20 protein-coding genes are annotated in these 23688 nt (G+C 65.0%); 3 read left to right on the top strand and 17 right to left on the bottom strand.

Translation table 11 applies throughout. The annotated features are described in order from the left end of the window. Positions 1–38: 38 nt before the first annotated feature. From AC13FW_RS09915 to nudE, 7 genes are all read right to left on the bottom strand, one after another. On the bottom strand, positions 39–470 hold the full coding sequence (locus AC13FW_RS09915; RefSeq protein WP_282270620.1) for an NfeD family protein: 432 nt from the start codon (positions 468–470) through the stop codon (positions 39–41). Positions 471–473: 3 nt separating this feature from the next. Then, positions 474–1442 carry an SPFH domain-containing protein gene (locus tag AC13FW_RS09910; protein WP_296252634.1) on the bottom strand — a complete coding sequence of 323 codons (969 nt, stop codon included), beginning with the start codon at positions 1440–1442 and terminating at the stop codon, positions 474–476. Between the two features lie 68 nt (positions 1443–1510). Next, a complete protein-coding gene (locus AC13FW_RS09905) occupies positions 1511–1813 on the bottom strand; it encodes an Mpo1-like protein (RefSeq protein ID WP_296252631.1) in 303 nt (100 codons plus the stop codon). A gap of 39 nt (positions 1814–1852) precedes the next feature. After that, positions 1853–2176 (bottom strand): YnfA family protein, encoded by a 324-nt coding sequence (locus AC13FW_RS09900; RefSeq protein WP_296252628.1) that lies wholly within the window; start codon positions 2174–2176, stop codon positions 1853–1855. Then, a complete protein-coding gene (gene mazG / locus AC13FW_RS09895) occupies positions 2173–2994 on the bottom strand; it encodes a nucleoside triphosphate pyrophosphohydrolase (protein ID WP_482988935.1) in 822 nt (273 codons plus the stop codon). The genes AC13FW_RS09900 and mazG overlap by 4 nt, the downstream gene beginning before the upstream one ends. 78 nt (positions 2995–3072) lie before the next feature. After that, positions 3073–3882, bottom strand: a complete 810-nt coding sequence (gene cysQ, locus AC13FW_RS09890) for a 3'(2'),5'-bisphosphate nucleotidase CysQ (RefSeq protein WP_482988934.1) — start codon at positions 3880–3882, stop codon at positions 3073–3075. Then, positions 3879–4427: an ADP compounds hydrolase NudE gene (gene nudE, locus AC13FW_RS09885; RefSeq protein WP_296252621.1), complete on the bottom strand. Its 549-nt coding sequence runs from the start codon at positions 4425–4427 to the stop codon at positions 3879–3881. The genes cysQ and nudE overlap by 4 nt, the downstream gene beginning before the upstream one ends. 124 nt (positions 4428–4551) lie before the next feature. Between nudE and AC13FW_RS09880 the strand changes: the two genes are divergently transcribed. Further along, positions 4552–5286: a 16S rRNA (uracil(1498)-N(3))-methyltransferase gene (locus AC13FW_RS09880; protein ID WP_482988933.1), complete on the top strand. Its 735-nt coding sequence runs from the start codon at positions 4552–4554 to the stop codon at positions 5284–5286. A gap of 195 nt (positions 5287–5481) precedes the next feature. Here AC13FW_RS09880 and AC13FW_RS09875 read toward each other — a convergent pair whose 3' ends face one another. The 7 genes from AC13FW_RS09875 to pilG form a co-directional block, all read right to left on the bottom strand. Further along, positions 5482–5958, bottom strand: a complete 477-nt coding sequence (locus AC13FW_RS09875; RefSeq protein WP_282271128.1) for a chemotaxis protein CheW — start codon at positions 5956–5958, stop codon at positions 5482–5484. Positions 5959–5983: 25 nt separating this feature from the next. Then, a complete protein-coding gene (locus AC13FW_RS09870; protein ID WP_482988932.1) occupies positions 5984–7327 on the bottom strand; it encodes a chemotaxis protein CheB in 1344 nt (447 codons plus the stop codon). Further along, entirely contained in the window at positions 7314–14237 is a 6924-nt protein-coding gene (locus AC13FW_RS09865; protein ID WP_482988931.1) for a hybrid sensor histidine kinase/response regulator, read from the bottom strand. Before AC13FW_RS09865 ends, AC13FW_RS09870 begins: the two co-directional genes overlap by 14 nt. Positions 14238–14345: 108 nt before the next feature. Then, positions 14346–16382, bottom strand: a complete 2037-nt coding sequence (locus AC13FW_RS09860; RefSeq protein WP_282271122.1) for a methyl-accepting chemotaxis protein — start codon at positions 16380–16382, stop codon at positions 14346–14348. Between the two features lie 40 nt (positions 16383–16422). After that, complete coding sequence (locus AC13FW_RS09855) at positions 16423–16953, bottom strand: chemotaxis protein CheW (RefSeq protein WP_282271121.1); 531 nt, start codon at positions 16951–16953, stop codon at positions 16423–16425. Beyond that, entirely contained in the window at positions 16953–17315 is a 363-nt protein-coding gene (locus AC13FW_RS09850) for a response regulator (protein ID WP_282271119.1), read from the bottom strand. The genes AC13FW_RS09855 and AC13FW_RS09850 overlap by 1 nt, the downstream gene beginning before the upstream one ends. A 17-nt stretch (positions 17316–17332) precedes the next feature. Next, positions 17333–17734 (bottom strand): twitching motility response regulator PilG, encoded by a 402-nt coding sequence (gene pilG, locus AC13FW_RS09845; protein ID WP_057628851.1) that lies wholly within the window; start codon positions 17732–17734, stop codon positions 17333–17335. A 240-nt stretch (positions 17735–17974) separates the two neighbouring features. Between pilG and gshB the strand changes: the two genes are divergently transcribed. Next, entirely contained in the window at positions 17975–18922 is a 948-nt protein-coding gene (gene gshB / locus AC13FW_RS09840) for a glutathione synthase (protein WP_482988930.1), read from the top strand. After that, positions 18922–19812, top strand: coding sequence for an energy transducer TonB (locus AC13FW_RS09835; RefSeq protein WP_481547704.1), 891 nt, complete (start codon positions 18922–18924; stop codon positions 19810–19812). Before gshB ends, AC13FW_RS09835 begins: the two co-directional genes overlap by 1 nt. Before the next feature lie 372 nt (positions 19813–20184). Here the strand turns inward: AC13FW_RS09835 and tsaB are convergent, their stop codons facing one another. The 3 genes from tsaB to AC13FW_RS09820 all read right to left on the bottom strand — a co-directional run bounded on the left by tsaB (position 20185) and on the right by AC13FW_RS09820 (position 23685). Continuing rightward, a complete protein-coding gene (gene tsaB, locus AC13FW_RS09830) occupies positions 20185–20892 on the bottom strand; it encodes a tRNA (adenosine(37)-N6)-threonylcarbamoyltransferase complex dimerization subunit type 1 TsaB (RefSeq protein ID WP_482988929.1) in 708 nt (235 codons plus the stop codon). A gap of 9 nt (positions 20893–20901) precedes the next feature. Next, positions 20902–22998 carry a DNA repair helicase YoaA gene (yoaA, locus tag AC13FW_RS09825; RefSeq protein ID WP_482988928.1) on the bottom strand — a complete coding sequence of 699 codons (2097 nt, stop codon included), beginning with the start codon at positions 22996–22998 and terminating at the stop codon, positions 20902–20904. Positions 22999–23151: 153 nt separating this feature from the next. Further along, complete coding sequence (locus AC13FW_RS09820) at positions 23152–23685, bottom strand: tetratricopeptide repeat protein (RefSeq protein ID WP_482988927.1); 534 nt, start codon at positions 23683–23685, stop codon at positions 23152–23154. Between the last annotated feature and the right edge of the window lie 3 nt (positions 23686–23688).

The following is a 23688-nucleotide window of genomic DNA, read 5'->3' as shown; positions in this document are numbered from 1 at the left end:
CCTGCGGCACTGCCACAACGGCAGTACCGCAGCGGTATTCAGACTGGCTGTACCTTCAGCGTCATGCCATCCACGGCCACTACCCGCACCGTACTGCCCTGCGGCAGATCGGGACCGGCTACCACCCAGAACGCATCGTCCACCTTGGCCCGGCCGACACCGGCGCTGATCGCCTGCTCCAGCGTCACCACCCGCCCGATCAACTGCTCGGCGCGGCGGTTGAGCAACGGCTGGTCGCTGGGCCGTGCACGCTGCCGGAACCAGGTGCGATAGACCTGGATCGAGACAAAGCTCAGCACCACGAACAGGATCACCTGCAGCAGCACGCTCATGCCGTCGATTGCCCAGACGGTGAGGAACACCGCCGCTGCAGCGATGCCCATCCACAGCATGAAGGCGCCCGGCGCCAGCGCCTCGGCGGCGAACAAGGTCACCGCCAGCGCCGCCCAGATCACCACTTCCCAGCGCATGGCTCAGCGCCCCAGCGGCGGCGGGTTGCCGCGTGCAGGCTGCTTGGTTTCGCCCTGCTTGGCGAAAGCTTCCTTGGCCAGTTCCGAGATACCGGCAATGGAGCTGATCACACCGGTCGCCTCCATCGGCATCAGCACCAACTTCTGGTTGGGCGAGTTGGCCAGTTCACTGAAGGCTTCCACGTACTTCTGCGCGATGAAGTAATTGATTGCCTGCACGCTGCCGTTGGCAATCGCGTCGGACACCATCGCGGTCGCCTTGGCCTCGGCCTCGGCCAGGCGCTCGCGCGCCTCGGCATCGCGGAACGCGGCTTCCTTGCGGCCTTCGGCCTCCAGTACCGCCGACTGCTTCTGGCCTTCGGCGCGCAGGATCTCCGACTGGCGGATACCTTCGGCCTCCAGCACCGCTGCACGCTTGTTCTGCTCGGCCATCTTCTGCTGCTGCATCGACTGCACCAGGTTGGCCGGCGGCTGGATGTCCTTGATCTCGATGCGGGTGACCTTGACGCCCCACGGATTGGTGGCATGGTCGACCACGTTGAGCAGCTTGGCATTGATGGTCTCTCGCTGGCTCAGCGATTCATCCAGGTCCATCGAGCCGATCACGGTACGGATATTGGTCTGCACCAGGGCGATCATCGCCACTTCCAGGTTGGCCACTTCATAGGCCGCCTTGGCCGCATCCAGCACCTGGAAGAACACCACCCCATCCACCCGCACCACCGCATTGTCCTTGGTGATGACGTCCTGGCTGGGAACGTCCAGCACCTGCTCCATCATGTTTACCTTGCGGCCGACGCCGTAAACAATCGGGATCAGGAAGTGCAGGCCGGGGCTCATCGTATGCGTGTACTTGCCGAAGCGTTCCACCGTCCATTCGTAACCCTGCGGCACCATCCGCACCGTCTTGAACAGCACGATGATGCCGGCCACCACGACCACCAACGCCAACAACCCTGCTCCGCCGCCCATGAGACCATTCCTTGTGCTGATTGATGTGCCGAGTATAGCGACAGCTTCGGACACAACCGGTCAGGTGCTTACAGGCGCACCCGCCCGCGCAGGATGTCGACGAACATCACCCAGTCACCGGCAAATGAATAGAAGGGGTGGCGAAAGGTCGCCGGCCGGTTCTTCTCGAAGAAGAAGTGCCCAACCCAGGCAAACCCGTAGCCGCATAGCAGCGCGAACCACAGCCAGCGCAGCTGGCCGCTCCACAGCAGCATCGCGACACAGAGCAGCACGCCGCAGCTGCCGATGAAATGCAGGCGGCGACTGACGACGTTGCTGTGTTCGCCCAGGTAGAACGGATAGAACTGGCGGAAGCTGCTGAAACGCGACATGGCCGGCACCCAGGACAGGATGCGCCCAGCATAGGCGTTTCAGTTGCTGCGTGGGGCGAACATGATCACCGCCATGCCAAGCAGGCAGAGACCGCCGCCGAGCAGGTCCCAGCGGGTGGGCTTGACCGAGTCCACCAGCCACAGCCACAGCAGTGCCATGCAGACATAGACACCACCGTAGGCGGCATAGACACGCCCACTGGCGGCCGGATGCAGGGTCAGCAGCCATGCAAACAAGGCAAGGCTGGCGGCAGCCGGCAACAGCAGCCACGGACTGCCCTGCTGCCGCAGCCATAGCCACGGCAGGTAGCAGCCGACGATCTCGGCCAATGCGGTCAGCAGGAACAGGGCGAGGGTTTTCACTTCGCCGCGTCCTTTTCCTGCTGCTTCACCTGCTGCCACAGTGCCTCCTGCTGCTGCAGGTCAAGCTGCGACATTGCGTTTCCCTGCGCAACCGCCAGCGCTTCCATCGCGCGGAAGCGGCGTTCGAACTTGTGGTTGGCATGACGCAGGGCGGTGCCGCTATCGACCTTGGCGTGGCGGGCAAGATTGGCGCAGACAAACAACACATCGCCCAGTTCTTCCTGCAGGCGGGTGTGGTTGTCCATGCCTGTGGCGGCAAGCGCGAACTCGGCCTGCACTTCGTCGATTTCCTCGCGCAGCTTGTCCAGCACCGGCACCGCGTCGGGCCAATCGAAGCCGGTACGGGCCGCACGCGACTGCAGCTTGGTGGCGCGCAGCCACTCCGGCAGTCCACGCGAAATACCGGCCAATGCCGACCCATCCTGCTCGCCCTTGGCGGCGCGTTCGCTGCGTTTGATCTCGTCCCAGTTGGCCAATACTTCGTCGGAATCACTGACTTCGGTGTCGGCAAAGATATGCGGGTGGCGGCGGATCATCTTGTTGCTGATCGAGGCCACCACATCACCGAAATCGAAGGCCCCCTGCTCGCTGGCCATCTGCGCGTGGAATACCACCTGCAGCAGCAGATCGCCGAGCTCGTCCTTCAGGTCCGGCAGATCGTTGCGGTCGATGGCGTCGGCCACTTCGTAAGCCTCCTCCACCGTATACGGCGCGATGCTGGCGAAGTCCTGTTCCAGGTCCCACGGGCATCCGCCATTGGGATCGCGCAGGCGCGCCATGATCTGCAACAGGGTCTGGATATCGGTCAGTTCGGACATGCGCGCATCACCTTTGTTACGAATACGCCGGCAATTGCCGGCGTTTGAAGTTCACTGCAGGCAGCCAGTGGCTGGGCGTCAAAGCCCGGCCACCCACTCCTGCCACGGCAACGAGGCATCACCCAGGGCGACGAAGTCGCCATTGAGCAGACGCGGGCGTTGGTTGTAGGCAAACGGCACGCCGTCATCGGCCGCCAACACGGCACCGCCTGCTGCCTCCAGAACGCATTGACCGGCGGCGGTATCCCATTCACTGGTTGGCCCAAGGCGCGGGTACACATCCAGCGTCCCTTCGGCGATGCGGCAGAACTTCAGCGAGGAACCCTGCGCGACAAGCTCGATCTCGCCCATCCGCGCCAACAAGGTGGCCGTACGGGCACTGGCATGTGAGCGGCTGGCGGCGACCCGCAGCGGCGATGCCGGTGGCACCCGCGTATTGATCGCATCCTGCTGCTCACCGTTGCGGCGCCAGGCCTGGCCACCGCGCTGTGCATGCCAGATAACCTCGGTCACCGGGGCCTGCACCACCCCAAACACCGACACGCCATCTTCGATCAGCGCGATATTGACGCTGAATTCGCCATTGCGCTTGATGAACTCGCGGGTGCCGTCCAGCGGGTCCACCAGCCAATAGCGCTGCCACTGCCGACGCGTCTCCCAAGGCAACTGCGCGGATTCTTCGGACAGCACCGGGATATCCGGGGTGAGCTGCGACAGGCCTGCAACGATCAGCCGATGGGCGGCCAGGTCGGCCGTGGTGACCGGACTATCGTCGGCCTTCTGCTCGATATCGAAACCGCTGGCATAGACCTGCATGATCGCCGCGCCTGCGCGCTGGGCGATATCCAGCACGCCTTCGCGCAGCACGTCATCAACTACTGCGTTCATGCGCCACCTCGCAGCCACTCACGGGCAATGAACAGGGCTGCCAGCGAGCGTCCCTCGGAGAAATCCTCGCGCAGCATCAGCTGGTCCAGCTCGGCCAGCTTCCACGGCACCACTTCCAGTTCCTCGGGCTCGTCGCCGGGCAAACGCTGCGGATACAGGTCGCGTGCCAGCACCAGGGTGGACTGATGACTCATATAAGTAGGTGCCAAGGTCAGGCTGCGCAGCGCATCCAGCTTGCGCGCGCCATAACCGGCCTCCTCCTTGAGTTCGCGGTCGGCCGCTTCGATCGGCGTTTCACCTTCATCGATGCGCCCCTTGACCAGGCCCAGCTCGTAGCGATGCAGGCCGGCGGCGTATTCACGCACCAGCAGCACGGTCTCTTCATCGAGCATCGGCACCACCACGACAGCGCCGTGGCCGCCGCTGACCAGCCGCTGGAAATGCCGGCGCTCGCCGTTGGAAAACTCCAGATCCAGTTGCTGCTGGCGGAAGGGACCGATGTGTTCTTCGACCACGTTGTGGATCTGTGGCAGGCGGCGACTCATGCGCCACTCCGGGCAAAACGACGGTAGACCGATAGAATGCGCATTGGCAGATACGTTTTCATGACGTTGAAATGCTAGCAGACCCAGCCGCTCCCCATGTGGCACCGCCTTTGCGAGAACTCCCATGCGCCTTACCCGTAGCCCGATCGAACTGCCACTTGCCGTCGGCCAGACCCTGTCCCTGCCGGAGGACGTGGCCAATCATCTGGTACGGGTGATGCGCCTGCGCGAGGGCGAAGGCTGCATCCTGTTCAACGGCGATGGCAACGACTACGCAGCCACCCTCAGCGCGATCAGCAAGCGCGAGGTACAGGTACACATCGACAGTGCCCAGGCCATCGACAACGAATCACCGCTGGCGATCACCCTGCTGCAGGGCATCGCGCGCGGCGAGAAGATGGACCTGATCCTGCAGAAGGCCACCGAGCTTGGAGTCAGCCGCATCATTCCGGTCAATGCCGAGCGTACCGAGGTCAAGCTGGACGCGGCACGGGCCGAGAAGCGCATCGCTCACTGGCGCAACGTGGTGGGTTCGGCCTGCGGTCAATCCGGGCGCGCGCGGATTCCATCCATTGGCAGCCCGCAGGCGCTGGCCGCGGCCGCTGCGGCACTGCCCGAGCAGACCCTGCGCCTGACCCTGGACCCACTGGGCGAACACCGCTTGGCCTCGCTGCCTGACGCACCGGCAAACGGAGTTGTGATCGCGATTGGCCCGGAAGGTGGCTGGTCGCCGCGCGATCGCCAGCAACTGAGCGAGGCGGGCTTCCAGGGCCTGCAGCTGGGCCCGCGCATCCTGCGCACGGAGACCGCCGGCCTGGCCGCAATCGCGGCCCTGCAGGCGCGGCTGGGCGACCTGTAGCGCCGAGCCATGCTCGGCTGGGGCGTCCAGTGTCGGCTTTTGCAGGAGCGGCGTCAGCCGCGAAGCTGACACTGCCGAAATCACCGGCCCGTCTGCAATCTGATGTGACGCGAGCTTCGCGGCTCACGCCGCTCCTACAATGCTCGGGCGGGAAAGCGTCTGCCGAGCATGGCTCGGCACTACCGCACAACCAGGTCAGGCTACGGCTTCTGCCAGGGCGAGGATGACCGCGCTTTCGACCGCATCCAGGTCCGGCAACAGCGCGCTTTGTTCGCCCAGCAGTACGCGCATGTGCACGCCTACCGGCAGGCTTTCTTCCGATGCGTCGGCCAGCAGGCCGTCGCGGGGTACCGCGATCAGCTGCGGGAAGGACTGGGTCAGCAGGGCGAAGTACGGCAGGTCCGGGTTACCACCCAGCGCCTTGAGCACCACCACCTTGTTGTTGCTGGTCACCATTTCATTGCCATGGCCACTGAGCCCGGCATAGGACAGCAACGGCACGCTCCAGCCATGCCACGCGATCTGCCCGACCAGCCACCCGGGGGTATTGGCAATCGGCTCGACCGCAACGCGGGACATCATTTCCGCCACCGTCGCGTTGGGCAGCAATACGCGCTCGGTACCGGCCTGTATCAGTACCCCACGGACTTCATCGTTGTTTGCGTAGCTCATCGTCAGTTCCTGGGTCGCGCTGCGGTCAGGCCGCGCAATGCACAGCCAATTCGGCGGCGAGATATTCCGGATCGCCGGCGCTCATGCCAGCGACAGCCAGTTGGCTGGCAGCGGCCGGGTCATAGCACCCCTCGCCGATCTGCCCCGCCACCCAGCCGCCCTTGCCGGCAAACTCCAATACCGGAGCGACCATCGCCACGTCGGCACCACTGAGCATCAGCACCGCGCTGCGGTCCGGCTGCAAGGCGCCGAGCAGGTCGTTGGCTTCCGCGCAGAAGCGCAGGCCCTCGGCGCTCGACTCCACGCCGATCACGTCGGGAAGAATATAGACATCGCCCGGGACCAGGTTCTGGCCCGGATCGGCCAAGGTCACCGGCAACGGCGTGGCCCGTGCCATCTGCTTGACCAGGTTGGCATAACGACCGCCATCCAGGCGCAGCTGCACCAGCACCGGCCGCGCGAAGTCTTCCGGCAGGCTGGCCAGCACGCGGCGCACCGCATCCGGGCCGCCAATACCGGCGATCAGCAGCACCGCACCATTACCTTCGGCAGGGCCAGCGTCGATCTCAACCAGGGACAACTCGCTGTTGAGCAGGCTGGCCAGGGCCGGAGGCGGCTCCGGGGTATTGGTGGTTGCAGCAGGCGCCGTCTCGTAGCCGTCGTCCTCCACCAGCGACCAGCTGCTGAAGTCAGCAATCGGTGCCTTCCTGCTCTCAGCTTCAACCGGCGCGACAGCCGGCTCCGGCGGCAGCGGCGGTGGCAGGCTCGGCGACGATGGCTGCGCAGGTTGCGCGTTCCCGCCGATCAGTTCCTCGAACGACAGCACTTCCGGGGGCGGTTCAAGCGCGCTGACCGGAGCGACGTAGATCTCATCGGCAGGCAGGTCATAAGCCTGCACTTGTGCCTCGTCCAGATGAAACTGCAACGGTGCATCCACATGCCCGTCTTCCGGACGTGGCGGCAAGCCGGGTTCCAGGATGATGGCCGGCTCGGCGTCTTCGTTCTCCAGGCCCGGTGGCAGCACGTTGTCGTGGCCCTGCAGCTTGGCGGCCAGATGGCGGATCCAACGCTGTGCTTCCCAGCCTTCGCGACGCGCAGCCAGCTCGGCCTCCTCGAACAACAAGGAAAGCTCGGGCGTCTCCAGCACCGACTCCAGCCGCTCCAGCGCATCCTCGACTGCAGGCTCCAGGGCCACCAGCACGACCTTTGGCGCAGCCGAGGTCAGCGTCGCCGGCTCCAGCTGGTTGGGGTCTTCTTCCAGCACGATGCGGCCGCCAGCGGCGACCAACGCCTCGCGCAGGCGATCACGGGCGGCACCGGCACGGGCCAGCAATGCAACCGGCTTGGCAGTGTCGTCAGTCGCGTGCACGGGCGATCCCCAGCAGGTCATAGACATTGCGCATCAAATCCAGCTCCTGGTACGGCTTGCCGAGATAGCGCTGCACGCCGATCTCGAATGCGCGCTGGCGATGCTTGTCGCCACTGCGCGAGGTGATCATCACGATCGGGATGTTCTTGTAGCGCGGATCGGCACGCATCGCGGTGGCCAGCTCGTAGCCGTCCATGCGCGGCATTTCGATATCCAGCAGCATCAGGTCCGGGATGCGCTCTTCCAGCTGCTCCAGCGCTTCCACGCCGTCGCGGGCCACCGCTACATCCAGGTTGTGACGTTCCAGCACACGGCCGGTGACCTTGCGCATGGTCAGCGAATCGTCGACCACCATCACCAGCGGCACATGGCGCTGATTGCTGGTTTCGGTGTGCTCGACCAACTGCTGCGGCTGGGTGAGGTGACGACGCACCAGCGGTGCCACGTCCAGGATCACCACCACGTTGCCTTCGCCGGTGATCGTGGCGCCGTAGATGCCCGGCACCGACGCGATCTGCAGCCCCACCGGCTTGACCACGACTTCGCGGTTGCCCAGCACCTGGTCGATCGCAACCGCTGCGCGCAGGTCGCCGGAGCGCACCAGCAGCAGCGGGATCTCGGCCTGGCCTTCGGCCTTGGCAGCAACCTGGCCCACCAGGGTGCCGAGGTTGTACAGGCTGAAATCTTCGCCGTTGTAGTGGTAGCCGCCCTGCCCGGACTCGAAACGCTCGCGGGAGATACGACCGATACCGCTGACCGATGCCACCGGCACCGCGTAGGTGGTTTCGCCGATGCGGACAAACACCGCCTGGGTGACCGCCAGCGTCTGCGGCAGGCGCAAGGTGAAGGTCGCGCCCTGGCCACGCACCGAGTGGATGTCCACCGAGCCGCCAAGCTGGCGCACTTCGTTGCGCACCACGTCCATGCCCACACCGCGGCCTGCCAACTGGCTGACCTGTTCGCTGGTACTGAAGCCGGACGCAAAGATCATCTGGTCCAGCTGGGTATCGTCGATCTGCTCGTCGCTGCCCAGCAGGCCACGCTGCTCGGCGCGGCGGCGGATCGCCTCGCGGTCGAGGCCGGCACCGTCATCGCCCACTTCCAGCACGATTTCCGAACCTTCGCGGCGCAGACGCAGGGCGATTTCGCCTTCTTCCGGCTTGCCCGCGGCAGCACGTGCGGCCGGCTGTTCCAGGCCGTGCGCAACCGAGTTGCGCAGCATGTGCTCCAGCGGCGCGACCATGCGGTCCAGCACGTTGCGATCGAGTTCGCCGTGGGTGCCTTCCAGCTTCAGGTGCACCTGCTTGTCGGTTTCCTGCGCGGCCTGGCGCACCACGCGGCGCAGGCGCGGCACCAGACCATCGAACGGCACCATGCGCGCGCGCATCAGGCCATCCTGCAGTTCCGAGCTGACACGCGACTGCTGCTGCAGCAAGGTGTCGTAGTTGCGCGACAGATCGTCCAGCACACCTTGCAGACCGCCCAAGTCGGCCGCCGATTCGTTCAGCGCACGGCTGAGCTGCTGCAGGGTGGAGAAGCGGTCCAGTTCCAGCGGATCGAAGGTCTGGTCGGCCTGCTCATGCTCTCGGCGGTAACGCGCCACGATCTGCGCTTCGGTTTCCAGATCCAGACGACGCAGCTGGTCACGCAGTCGTGCGTTGGTACGGTCCAGCTCGGCCATGGCGCCACGGAACGCGCCCAGCTGCTGCTCCAGGCGCGAGCGGTAGATCGCCACTTCGCCGGCGTGGTTGACCAGGCTGTCGAGCAGGTCAGCGCGCACGCGCACCTGTTCCTGGCCGCGCGGCGCGCCTTCTTCCTCGTTGCTCGCCTGTTCTTCGCGCAGCGGTGCAGACAGCGGCTCGATCGCCGCCAGCGGCTTCGGCAGCACGTCGGCAGCAGCATTTGCCGGTGCCGGTTCGAACGTGCTGGCAGCTGCTTCCACCGGTGCCTGCGCAGCTTCGGCGCGCCCATCGGTACGCGCTTCGAAGGCCTCGATCAGATCGGTCGGCATGACCACTGCGCGATGCTCACCGGTGCGGATCAACAACTGGTGCAGACGGTCGAAACCGCGCTCCAGCAGCTGCACGTCGGCGCGGGTGATCTCGGTGCGGTTGGCGGCAACCGCCTCCAGCAGCGATTCGATGGCATGGCCAAGGTCGCCGATGGCATTGATGCCGGCCATGCGTGCACCACCCTTGAGGGTGTGCAGGTCACGCTGCAGGCCCGCCAGCGCCTCGCGGTCTTCCGGCGCGGCGCGCATGTCGTTGACCAGACCATCGCAATGGTCGAGCAGGTCCTTGCCTTCCTCGACAAAGATATCGACCAGCTCGCGATCCAGGTCGGCGAAATTCAGCGGCCCGGCGTCCAGTTCGTGCGCCACGGCCGCAGCGACTGGTACCTCAGCCTGTTCCGGCAACGCTGCGGTCAGCGGTGCCAGCACGGTCTTGGCAACGGCAATGGTTTCGACGCCAACTGGCTCGACAACCTCGCTCACAGCCACATCGTCAAGCTGAGCGGCTTCTTCAAGCTGCTCGGCCTCTTCGATTGCCAGCGCGTCCTCGACCGACGCATCTTCTTCGTTCGAAGCGATGTCTTCGATCAACGCAGCTTCGTCGACAGCTGCCTCAGCTTCGATTTCAGCTTCTACTGCTGTTTCAGTTTCAGTTTCAGTTTCAGTTTCAGCTTCGGCTTCGGCTTCGGCTTCTACAGCTTCCAGCTCCAACGCTGTATCCACAACCGGCTCCTCGCCAATCGGAGCAACAACGTCGGTCTGGGCGGCCGCGATCGACGAAGGCACGTCGCTGTCATCGGTGACTTCGTCGAGCTCCGCGGCAGCATCAGCCTGCTCTTCGGCCACAGCCGTTTCAATTTCTTCTGCGTCTGCTACCGCCAGCTCGCTTTCTGCAGCCTGCCCAGCCGGGCTTGATGCTTCGGCTTCGGCTTCGGCTTCGGCTTCGGCTTCGGCTTCAACCGAGCCAAGCTGTGCTGCGCCAACACCAGCTGCAGCGGTGGCGATGGCCAGGGCGCGTGCGACCACGCTGTCACGGTCATCCGGATGGCTGGACGCTTCCAGCGCGACCGACGCGTTCTGCTGACCATCTTCGACCTGCGTGTCGACTGCTTCGGCTGCAGATGCCAGATCAACTTCAGTGCCGACAGCCGATTCGGATTCGACCTTGCCAGCTTCAACGACAAGCTGCGGATCCGTTGCTTCTGCTGTCTCCTCAGCGTCGTGTGCAGCACCCCAGGTGGACGCCCGCACCGCGTCATAGTGGTCTTCAGCTTCGACGGCTTGCTGCGGGGCAACCGGCTCGACGACTTCAGCCGATCCGGCGATGTCGATCTGCCCGCTCACTTCATCAACGGCAACCACGGCTTCCGACCCGCTTGCAACGGCGGCGTCGACCGGCTGCGACAGCGGCTCCACATCAACCGCATCAGCACCGTCAGCTGTCTCGTGTGCATCGTGCTCGGCAACGTCGGCACCAGCCCGCAGGAACTCCGGTTCGGCTGCGGCCAGCGGCGCAGGGACGTCCTGCGATGCTTCGCTGCCAGGCGTCTCATCCAGCAAGCCGGCATCGAAGTACGCGGACAGGTCTTCCGTACCAACCGGCTCGGAACCAACGTCGCTGTCCAGCGAACCGGTCGACGGCACAGCCGCGATATCGTCTGCGACAAGGTCGTCTTCGGCCTGCATCGGTGGCCACTTGCCTTCCGGCAGGGCATCAACCAGCGCCTGCAGACGCTCAGCCACGCCCGGGAACGCCGGGATGCGTGGTGACGACGCACGCAGCGCCGTGATCGTGGTCTGTACCGCCACCGCCATCTGCGCCAGCGCATCCACGCCCGCAGCTGTCGGCGTAACCGCAGCCGCCAGCGAACGCTTGACGAAGGTTTCCGCCGGGCTGGTGATCTGGGTGATCACCGGCACATCGGTCATCGCGAATGCACCGCTCATGGTGTGCACGGCGCGCAACAGGTCTTCGGACACCGGCTGCGGCTGTGCAGCCGAGCCAGCCAGCCAGGCATTGACCGTGACCAGATGCGCGCCGATCTCGGCTTCGAGAATCTCGCGCAGCACCTCGTCCACCGACGCAGGGGTACCTTCCGCGTCGTCGATTTCGATGGCTGCTGCAACGTCGCTTTCCGCCGGCGCGACGATCGCGATCTCCGGCGCCACCTGCTCAGCCGGCGCAGCCGCTGCAACAGCGCTGGCACCGGTCACGTAGAACGCTTCTTCGCCAGCGGCAACGCGGTCAGCCACATCCTGTATGCCCAATAGATCGGACTGGATGTTGCCAACGCCGCGCAGCGCGGCATTCAGTTCCGGCAATACGTCATAGGCCTGGGTCACCGCAGCCATGACGGCGGGGCTGGCGGGACGGCTGCCGTCGAGCACGCGGTTGAGCATGCTCTCGATCTTCCAGCTGAACTCGCCCAGGGTGCGTGCACCCACCAGGCGCCCGCTGCCCTTCAAGGTATGGAATACGCGCCGTACCGGGCGCAGACGCTCCATGTTGGCGGGTGCCGCGCGCCAAGCGGGCAGCAGGTTGCCAAGGTTCTCAAGCTCTTCGTCGAATTCCTCGATGAAGACGTCACGGATGTCCTGATCGATTACATCGCCGCCATCGATGAAGCCGCCATCAAGCTGCTGCGCCGGCGCGGAAGCACGCGTCGGCGCGGCAGCACTGGCAGCACTACCGGCAACTTCCGCCGTAACCGGCTCAGGCTGCAGCGGCTCAGGCAGCGCGAACGGATCGAAGGCCTCGGCAGCTGCATCAAGCTGCGCCATGAACGCAGCGGTTTCCATATCCAGCTTGGATACGGCTTCCGCTGGCATGGATGCCGGTTCGATCGGGGCGGATGCCTGTTCAACTGGCGTGGCGGCCAGCTCCCAGTCGTTGGTCAGCGATACCGGCGCGTTCGTTGTGTCATCGATCACCGGGTTGACGGCTTCCAGCTCCGGGCTGAAGAACACATCGGTGTCGGCAAACTCAAGGTTGACCAGCTCGGCATCAAGCGCGCCGGTGCTGGCAGGCTCGGACACCTGCGCTGCTGCTGTATCGGTACCGTCCAGCGTCAACAGCGAGGCGTCGAAGTGGTAGCTGTCGCTGGCGACGGTGGACGTCGCGTCCTCGGCGGCGACCGGGTCGAAACTCGCGGCAAACGACGCCGGTGCTTCCGCGCCGTTCGAATCCGCTGGCTCCTGGCCTTCAAGCACCATCGGCGCCAGGCTGAAACTGCTCGCAGCGGCTTCCGGCGTCTCGGCGGCCACTGGATCGAATGCAAAACTCCCGGCTGCGCCGTCTGCTGCCTGCGGCGCAGACACCGCAGGCACGTCCACAACCTGGACCGGTGCGACTGGGGTTGCCACGGCATTGATCGCCGCGCCAAACACCAATGGGTAATCGGCGACAGCAGCCTGCGGCTTTTCTTCCACTTCCAGTGGCGGCAACGGCGGCGGCACGGCCGCTGCAGCGATCATCGCTGACTGTTCGACAACCGGCGACGCTTCGCCCGCCGTTTCCACAGTTTCAGCCGGTGCTTCGACCACATCCGCAGCTGCCGAATCGGCCACGGCGATGCCTGCGCTGTCCGCAACGGCTGCGGTGCTGAGGCCGGCAACCGCCGTCTCGACAACAGCACTGTCGGCCACGGCCTGCTGCGACGGAATCGGCCAGTAACGCAGGGTTTCCAGGCTGGTGCGGGTGATATCGAGGATTTCCTCGCGGCCCGGGCGGCGATCGCGCAGGGCTTCAAGGAAGTACTCCAGGCTGGCCATCGCGTCGGCCAGGGTGTCGAGCTGGCGGCCGCTCGGGATCCGCTGGCGTGCGATCAGTTCGACGTCGATGTACTGGCGTACAGCCTGCAGGTAATCGGCCGGCGCCGGCATTTCCAGCATGCGCAGTGCGCCGGAGACCTCGCCCAGCAGACGTGGCACTTCGGCCAGGCGAGCATGGTCCCAATTGGTCTCGATGAAGGCGACAAAGGATTCGCGCGCAGCGGTGAAATTGGCGATGGCTTCATGCGCCAGCACTTCCACGGTACGGCGTGTCTCCACCGAACCCGCATCATCTTCACCCGCGACGTTGGCGCCCAGATGGGCAACCTGCTCGTCCAGCGAGGCGTCCACATAGAGCAGCGCGCCAGCGATATCCAGCAACAGGTTGTCATCGATCTGACGACTGCCGTTGACGACTTCGTGCAGCGAATCGCGCTGCTGGGCAACGATGCCACGGGCAACGCCCAGGCCCATCACGCCCAAGGTATCCGAGACGGCGCCCAGCTCATTGACCTGCACCTGCAGGTCGGCCGGATTGCCATCCATGCGCATATGCAGATCGAGCGCATCCTTGATGCGCATCAGCTCTTCCTTGACCGCACTGCCGACGGTATCGAGCAGTTCGCGGTTACGCCCGCTCACGCTGCCACGGGCGTGCTCAAGCTCGTCCGGGCTGGCGTCGCTGGCATCGGGATTGAAGGCGAACAGCACGCTTTCATTGATGCCTTCAGCGCCGCGTGCCGCGCGGATGTCATTGAGCAACGGCAGCAGCACGATCGGGATATCACGGTGGCCGTTCTGCAGGCGCTCCAGGTAGTCGGGCAGCAGCACGGTGCCGCGCATCAGCGTGGCGCAGGCCTCATCGCGGTCGGCGACGCCACCTTCACGCACCGCATTGGCCAGCAGTTCCAGCTCCTCGGCAACCATCGCCGGTGCATACAGCTCCACCATCCGCAGCGTGCCTTGCACCTGGTGCAGGTAACCGGCGCAGAAACGCATGCGACTGGAATCGCTGGGATCTTCCACGAACGCTTCGACCTCGTTGCGCACCTGGCGCAGGGTCTCGTCCAGCTCGGGCTTTACCCACCCAAGAGCTGCGTGGCTCATCGCATCGCGCAAGGTACTCATCGCACTCCCCCGTGCAGCATCAATTGCATGCCGTCCGGGCGGCCCTGCGTTGCGTTGTGACGAAACTTCATCTGCTGATTCCTCTGCATCCCCGCCCGATCAGTCCGTTCAGGCCGGCAACTTGAAGTCGGCCACCGAACGGCGCAGCTCTGCCGCCAACTGGTTCAACTGACCCAGCGAGTCGGCGGTCTGCCCGGCACCCTGCGAGGTCTGGCCGGTAATCTGCCGGATAACGCCCATCGTCTGGGTGATATCGGTAGCTGCCGAGGCCTGCTGGTTGGCGGCGATGGAGATGCTTTTAATCAAGTTGTTGAGTGCGTTGGACACGCGCTCGATTTCGGTCAGTGCGGTACCGGCGTCTTCGGCCAGGCGCGCACCGGACACCACTTCGGCGGTGGTCTGTTCCATCGAGGTAACCGCTTCGTTGGTATCGGCCTGAATCGCCTGCACCAGACCTTCGATTCGACGGGTTGCGCCGGAGGTACGTTCTGCCAGGCGCTGCACTTCGTCGGCCACCACGGCGAAACCGCGACCGGCTTCACCGGCCGAGGCTGCCTGCACGGCGGCGTTCAATGCCAGGATGTTGGTCTGCTCGGAAATGTCGTTGATCAGTTCCACGATCGAGCCGATTTCCTGCGAGGACTCACCCAGGCGCTTGATGCGCTTGGAGGTTTCCTGGATCTGGTCGCGGATCTGGTCCATGCCCTGAATGGTCTGGCGCACCACGCCGGCACCTTCGGTCGCGATGACCACCGAGCGCTGTGCCACTTCGGCCGACTCGGTGGAGTTGCGCGACACCTGCTCAATGGAGGTAGCGATTTCGCCGATACGGTCCGAGGCGCTGGTGATCTCGTCGGCCTGGTGGCCTGCGGCTTCGGCCAGCTGCATTGCCGTTGCCTGGGTTTCCTGTGCCGACACTGCCACCTTCGAGGAGATGTCGTTGATGGTGGTCACCAGGTGGCGCAGTTCGTCCACGGCGTAGTTGATAGCGTCGGCGATGGCACCAGTCATGTCCTCGGTCACCGAGGCCTTTACCGTCAGGTCACCTTCACCGAGCGAGCTGATTTCGTCCAGCAGACGCATAATCGCCTGCTGGTTGCGGCTGTTGAATTCCACCTGGGTCTGGTAACGCACGTCCTGCTCACGCGAACGGGTACGCACGGTGCTCCAGACGAAGCCAATGATCGACAGCACCGACAGGCCGCCGAAGATCACGCTCCACCAGAAGTTCGGGAAGATGCGGGTATCGCGGGCCGAACCGAACGCCGAGAACGCATCGAACAGCTTGCGGCTGCTCTCCAGCATCTTGTCCGAGCCGGTCGCCAGTGCGGCCGCTGAGGACTGTGCAGCAAACAGGTTGCGCGAGCTGGCCAGAATGGCGTCGGCATCCTTCTTCATCTTTGCCCACTGGTTGGCCGATTGTTCCAGCGCAACCTGTGCATTGGCATTGCGCACGGCGGAAATGCCCATTTCCTCATTGCCGTTGCGCAGGCCTTCCAGCACCTGGGTGAACACCACCATGTCGCGTGCCAGTGCGTCGCCAGCGCCGCTTGCGCCAGCACCACCGGCGCGGATTTCAGTGACGCGACGGGCCATGGTGCCCACCACCACCACCTGCTGCAGGCCGTTGTAGACCTGCGAGGACTGGGCGCCGCCGGCAGTCATTGCGCGCACTACTTCGTTCAACTGCGCCTGTAGCTGCGGCACCGCGCCAACGAAGGCATCGGCGTTACCGGCCAGGGCCAGCACGGCCGGCTCGGAGGCGACGATCTGCTCGGCGTTCTTGGACAGCGGCTTCCAGGTATCGACCAGCGCGCTCAGCGGGCCGGACACGCCAGTCTCATTGCCGTAACGGCCCTGCAACTCGCTGACCGTACTTTCCACCTTGCTGCGCGTGTCCTTGAACGCTGCGTAGCTTTCGCGGCTACCAGCCACGGCTTCACGGCCCTGGTTGGCCAGCTGCTGTGACAGCACCTGCAGATCGGCGGCGCCGGTACTGGCGCCGGCCAGACGACTGCCCTGCCAGGTGGCCACGCCGGTGTTGGCACCGAACACGACCATCGAGAGCACCAACAAGCCCAACCAGAAGTTGGTGCTTACATTGCCAAGCTTGCCAGCCTTGGCGGCTTCAGGAGCAGTACTCATCGTTCGACCTCGGTCTCAATACGAAGAGGCAAGCGTGCCGTCAGGCGGCTGCTTGCCGGAATTCAGGAGTGCGGGAAAGCAGCGACAGCGAAAACACGCCCCAGTCACGGCCTTCATCGTGGAAGGCACGTTCGACGAAGTGCGCGTAACGGCCCTGGGCGATGTCACCGGCTGGCACCTGCATCGGTGCCTCGAAGCTGCGCTGGCCATACAACTCGTCGATCACCAGCGCCACGTCGCCGCCACTCTGGCGCATGATCAACACGCGCTGACCTTCCTGTGGCGGCGTACGCTCACCTTCCAGGAAGTTCTTCAGGTCCACCACCGGGAACAGGTTGCCGCGCAGGTTGCCCACGCCCAGCAACCAGGGCTGGGCGCCGGGAACCGGCGTGACCGGCGGCATCGGCACGATTTCCACGACTTCGCGGAAGTCCGAGACCAGATGCCGGCTGCCGACGCGGTACCCCACGCCACGCCAGACATCCTGCGAAAAGCTGCGCTCGGGCAGCTGTACCGCGTGCGCCAGACTGCGGCGTTCGTAGGCTTCAAGGATGTCGAATGGAGAACGCATCAACCCACCAGTTTGTTGATCCGCGCGATCAGATCATCCTCGCGCGGCGGCTTGACGATGTAATCACTGGCGCCTTGACGCATGCCCCAGGCCTTGTCGGTTTCCATGCCCTTGGTGCTGACGATCAGCACCGGGATGGCACGCGTGGACTCGTCACGCGACAGCGCGCGGGTCGCCTGGAAACCGCTCATCCCCGGCAACACCACGTCCATCAGCACCAGCTGCGGAGCCTGCTCACGGGCAATCTGCAGGCCGTCCTCGGCATTGTCAGCCGACAACACCTCGTGCCCAGCCTTGAGCAACCACTGTGTAAACACCGCCCTGTCGGTCGGTGAGTCCTCGATCAAAAGAATTCGAGCCATTGTGCCTTACCCCCTGGTCAGGCGTTGACGTATGTGCGGATGGCACCTAGTAGTTCGTCGCGGGTAAATGGCTTGGTGAGGTATTGCTCGGAACCGACGATGCGGCCACGGGCTTTGTCGAACAGGCCATCCTTGGATGACAGCATGATCACCGGCGTCGACTTGAACAGCTGGTTGCCCTTGATCAGCGCACAGGTCTGATAGCCATCCAGCCGCGGCATCATGATGTCGACGAAGATGATCTGTGGTTGCTGGTCGGCGATCTTGGCCAACGCTTCGAAACCGTCAGTAGCGGTAACGACCTCGCAACCTTCACGTTTGAGCAGTGTTTCAGCCGTGCGCCTGATGGTCTTCGAATCATCGATGACCATCACCTTCAGCCCTGCGAGTTCCCCACCCGCAGCCATGTTTTCAACCATTTTTGTTCCCCGAACGCGCGACCGATACCAAGTGCGATATTGCCGCGAAAGCGCATCTATATCCCAGCCCAGCCGCGAACTGTCAAGCGATGTCCGCAGGACTTGGCCGATCCCCAATGTAATGTGACCTGCATCTCAATAAAAGCGCAGCACCATTCAGCCTCAGCGTTCCGCTTTCCGCGCTGTGCGACCCCGCCCTGAACAGCTAACATCGTCGACCAGATCTGCTGGATTCAAGTCATGCCTTTAGACGTCATCGTGGTGATGGACCCCATCGCCGACATCAAGATCGCCAAGGACACCACCTTTGCCATGCTGCTGGAAGCCCAGCGCCGCGGGCATCGGCTGCACTACGTGCGCCCCGGCGGGCTGTCCCTGCACGGTGGCCAGGCCCAGGCCGAGGTTGCCCCGCTGCAGGTACGCGACGACAAGGCCGGCTGGTTCAGCCTGGGCGAGTTCGCCCCGCTGGCATTCGGCCCGGGGCAGATCGTGCTGATGCGCAAGGACCCGCCATTCGATGGCGAATACCTGTACGACACGCACATCCTCAGCGTCGCCCAGCAGGCCGGCGCCACCGTGGTCAACGACCCGCAGGGCTTGCGCGACTTCAACGAGAAGTTGGCCGCGCTGCTGTTCCCGCAGTGTTGCCCGCCGACCCTGGTCAGCCGCAACGCACGCGAACTCAAGGCCTTCGTGCTTGAACACGGCCTTGCCGTGCTCAAGCCACTGGACGGCATGGGCGGGCGCTCGATCTTCCGCAGCGGCACCGGCGACCCCAATCTCAACGTGATCCTGGAGACGCTGACCGATGGCGGCCAGCACCTGGCCCTGGCGCAGCGCTTCATCCCCGACATCAGCGCTGGCGACAAGCGCATCCTGCTGATCGATGGTGTACCGGTGGACTACTGCCTGGCGCGCATCCCGCAGGGCGACGAATTCCGCGGCAACCTGGCCGCTGGCGGCCGTGGCGAAGGCCGCCCGCTGAGCGAACGCGACCGCTGGATTGCTGCCCAGGTTGGTCCGGAAATGAAGCGCCGCGGCATGCGCTTCGTTGGCCTGGATGTGATTGGTGACTACCTGACCGAAGTCAACGTCACCAGCCCCACCTGCGTGCGTGAGCTGGATGCACAGTTCGGCCTGAACATCGCTGGGCAGTTGTTTGATGCCATCGAGGCTGGCCTGGCCTGATGTATTCCCAGCCTGACGTCCTGCCCGCGGCACCGCGGGTCAGCGAGCAGCAACGCCTGACCGCCACCCTGGTGCTGTCCACGCTGGTGCATGGCTTGCTGATCCTCGGCGTCGGCTTTGCAGTGAGCGACAACGCACCGCTGGTACCGACGCTGGATGTGATCTTCAGCCAGACCAGCACGCCGCTCACGCCCAAGCAGGCCGATTTCCTCGCCCAGGCCAACCAGCAGGGCGGCGGCGACCATGACAAGGCCCAGCGTCCTCGCGATTCCCAGGCCGGCATCGTGCCGCAGTTGCAGGACGGGTTGGCACCGGTACCGCTGCAGGCGCAAAGCGCGGCCGCGCCGCCACCACCGCAGGCGCGCATCATCACCAGCACCCAGGGCAAGGACCCGGTAGCGACCGCGCAGACCCAGCCGCTGCCGGATCGCCCCGATGCCAACGCGCCGATGAGCGCACGCGAACAACGTGATGCAGCGATGGCGCGACTGGCGGCCGAAGTGCACCTGCGCTCGGAGCAGTACGCCAAGCGCCCCAACCGCAAGTTCGTCTCGGCCAGCACCCGCGAATACGCCTATGCCAACTACCTGCGCGCCTGGGTCGACCGCGCCGAGCGCGTCGGCAACCTGAACTATCCCGACGAAGCGCGCCAGCGCCGGCTTGCCGGCCAGGTGGTGATCACCGTCGGCGTGCGGCGCGATGGCAGCGTTGAAAGCAGCCGGGTGCTGCGCAGCAGCGGCGTGCCCCTGCTGGATGCCACCGCCCTGCGCGTGATCGAGCAGGCGCAGCCCTTCCCGGCCTTGCCCGAGACCAAGGACGACATCGACATCCTGCAGGTCACCCGCACCTGGATGTTCCTGCCCGGCGGGCAGTTGCACGACGATCGCTGAACCGGTTTTTTGTAGGAGCGGCGTAAGCCGCGAAGCTGGCAATACCCGAACCACCGAGCTGATCGCCATCTGATGGTGCATGAGCTTCGCGGCTCACGCCGCTCCCACAAGCGGTGATGCCGCTGTGTTGTGTGGGAGCGGTGTAAACCGCGATGCTGGCAATGCCCGAACCACCGAGCTGATCGCCATCTGATGGTGCATGAGCTTCGCGGCTCACGCCGCTCCCACAAGCGGTGATGCCGCTGTGTTGTTGTGGGAGCGGTGTAAACCGCGAGGCTGGCAATGCCCGAACCACGGAGCTGATCGCCATCTGATGGTGCATGAGCTTCGCGGTTTACACCGCTTCCACAACCATCACACACCGCGACCGCTTCAGCGCTTGGAATCGCGCAAGGCCTGCTGTTCGATCAGGGTCAGCGCGACGTTGTCGCGCAGGTAGGCCGGCTGCACCAGCTCCGGGGCGATGGCTTCGCCGCGCAGCATCGCCGGCACGGCAATCTTCAGCACGTCGGCGGCACCGGGCAATGCCTGCGCATCCACACTCCCCAGCCGCGGCTGCAGGCGCGCGCTCAACACGCCCTCGCCCGCCGCAAAGCCAGTACCAACACCAGCCCAGCTGCTGTCGTCGGCCGGCAACTGCACGGCATCCGGCGCGACCAGCAACTCACGCTCCTGCAACTGCAGTTCGCCATCGGCATCGCGCAGATAACGCGCTGCGTAAAGCTCGCCCATGCGCGCATCGATGCAGGCCAGCACCCGCGGCGCATCGGCCGGTGCGCGCAGTGCCAAGGTCTGCAGGGTCGATACCGGCAGCAAGGGCCGGTCCAGTGCCAAGGCAATGCCCTGCGCGATCGCAATAGCCAAGCGCACACCGGTGAAAGCACCCGGCCCACGGCTCAGCGCGATGGCGTCCAGCTGGCTGCGGGCGACACCGGCTTCGGCCAGCAACTGCTCGGCCCATGGCAGGCTCAACTCGGCATGCCGACGCGGAGCGACTTCAAACCGCTCCAATACCTGCCCATCCACATACAGGGCGACGGAACAGGCTTCGGTGGCGGTTTCAAAGGCAAGCAGCTTCATGGCATCACATCAGGAAAGGGAGAACGGCGGCGCTTCGGAGCCAGCGTCGGCCGAGGCCGTCGCGCTGGCAGAATCTGCCTCCGGCGCCCATTGTCGCGCAAAGAAGGCCTGCACATCGGCCAGTGCGCGGGTGCGGCGGAAGGGCGGCAGTGAATCCAGGAAGATCCGGCCGTAGCCGCGCGACAGCAGGCGCGGGTCACACAGCACCAGCACGCCGCGGTCGGTCTCGCTCCGGATCAACCGGCCAACGCCCTGCTTGAGCGCGATCACTGCCTGCGGCAGCTGCTCATCGCGGAACGGATTGCCGCCCTGGCGGCGGATCGCATCCAGCCGCGCTTCGAATACCGGGTCATCAGGGGCAGCGAACGGCAGCTTGTCGATCACCACCACGCTCAGCGCATCACCGACCACATCCACGCCTTCACGGAAGCTGGCCGCGCCCAGCAGCACACCATTGCCCGACTCACGAAAACGCTGCAGCAGGCTGGCGCGTGGCGCCTCACCCTGCACGAACAGCGGCCAAGGGCCGTCGCGCAGCGCATCGGCGGCCTCACGCAGCGCGCGGTGCGAGGCAAACAACAGGAATGCCCTGCCCTGCGACGCTTCCAGCACCGGCCGCAAGGTGGCGATCAAGGCCGCGCCATAACCACGCGCCGCCGGATCGGGCAGCTGCTGTGGCAGATAGCACAGCGCCTGCTGCTGCCAATCGAAGGGACTGGGCTGCACCAAAGTATCCGGATCATCCAGGCCCAGGCGCTTGGACAGATGCTCGAAGCCACCATCCACGGTCAACGTGGCCGAAGTGAACACCCAGGCCGCCATCGAGCGCAGACGGTGCTCGCGCAACGGGCCGGACACATCCATCGGCGTGCGCTGGCAGCGGAAGCCGCGCGGGGTCAGCTCGTACCACAGCACATCATTGCCATCATCGACGGGGAATAGCGAATCGCTGGCGGCTGGTGCGGCACTATCTTCCGGCGCGACTGCAACCTCATCGATATCCCACGCATCAACCGCGCCACTGTCGCCGTCATCCAACCAGCGCGACAGCCGTGACACGCCTTCCAGCGCACGTGCATGACAGGCATCCAGGCCCGGCGAGGCTTCGCGCACAACGTTCAATGCATCGCGCAGCTGCGCCATCGCCGCGGCAACCGCGTCAAAACCCTCGGCCACCGCAGGCACTGCCAGGGCGCGCCAACGGGTACCGCGCTGCGGCAGTTTCTCCATCGCCTCGCGCAGTTCGCGCAGGGCCAGCTCAAGCGTCGCCACGGGTTGTTGCAGGGTGGCCTGCGCGCCAGCGACGCTGCGGCATTCGGCCATGCAGTCGCGCGCCAGTTCCTGCCACGGACGCATGCCGAACCCTTCACCGAAGAAGTTCGCGGCAAGCTCCGGCAGCTGGTGCGCCTCGTCGATGACGAAGGCCTGCGCGCCGGGCAGGATCTCGCCGAAACCTTCCTGCTTGAGCGCCAGATCGGCCAGCAGCAGGTGGTGATTGACCACCACCAGATCCGCTTCCTGCGCCCGCTGCCGCGCCTGCACCACGAAACAATCGCCCCAGAACGGGCAATCGGTGCCCAGGCAGTTGTCCACCGTCGAGGTGACCATCGGCAGCAAGGGCGAATCATCGGCCAACCCGTCCAACTCGGCCATATCGCCGTACTGGGTGCGGCCGGACCAGGTGAGGATGCGTTGGAACTGCGCTACCTGCTCGGTCGAGGTGAAGCGTGGCTCGCCGCGTGCCTGGTCCAGTCGATAGCGACACAGATAATTTGCCCGCCCCTTCAACAGCGCGGATCGATGACCGACACCCAGTGCCGCACGCACGCGTGGTAGGTCACGGTGGTAAAGCTGGTCCTGCAACGCGCGCGTGCCGGTGGAAACGATGGTCTTCAAACCGGACAGCAAGGCCGGCACCAGGTAGGCGTAGGTCTTGCCGGTGCCGGTACCGGCTTCGGCCAGCAGCACATCGCGCTGCTGGAAGGTCTCGGCGATGGCGCCAGTCAAACGCAGCTGCGCGGGGCGCGGCACGAAGGCATCGAGCTGACGCGCAAGCGCGCCACCTTCACTGAGTGCTTCGCAGCTGGCGGTGACCAGGGAGGACATGGCTCAAGCGCCGGAAGTGGTGAATCGAGAATGGGGAATGGCCGCTGGCCTCAATCGAAACGGTGTTCGCGCCATGGCGCTGACGGAGTACACCCTCGCCCGGCGATCAGGCACTTTCATTCCCTGTTCCCAACTCCCGATTCCCGGCACAAATCAAAAACGCTTGATCCCCGGCACGGTGCAGCCTTCGATCTGCGCATGCGCGGAGACGGCATTCTCTTTTTCGGCGCGGGCCAGACGCGATTGTTCGATGGTGGCCCAGTGGCGGCGGCACAGCGGACCCGTGCGCGAGCCCAGATCCACCGCCTTCCTGGCCAAGGTCTCGGCGCGCGCCCAGTCGGCCTGCAGCAGGGCGATTTCGGCGCGTTCCTGCAGGATGCCCGGGTCATCGGTCACCTGCAGCAGCGCTTCGTTCAGGGCTTCAGCTGCACCGGCCAGGTCACCGGCCTTGCGCAGGGCGATGGCGGTCTCGCGCAGATCATCCACCTGCGCATCGCGCAGCGGCTGCACCGACAGCTCGGTGTCATCGACGCCGGCGATGGCATCGACCGCAGCCAAACGCTGGGTCGGCGTGGTGTTGTCGACTACCGCCGGCTTTGCTGCCGGTGGTGCGCTGACGCAGCCTGCGAGTGACAGGGAAGCTGCAGCAGCAAGCAGCGCGTAGCGGATCAAAGACTTGGTATTCATGGG

This window comes from Stenotrophomonas sp. 21LCFQ19 (assembly GCF_056861425.1).
This window is presented reverse-complemented; position numbering and strand designations above follow the sequence as displayed.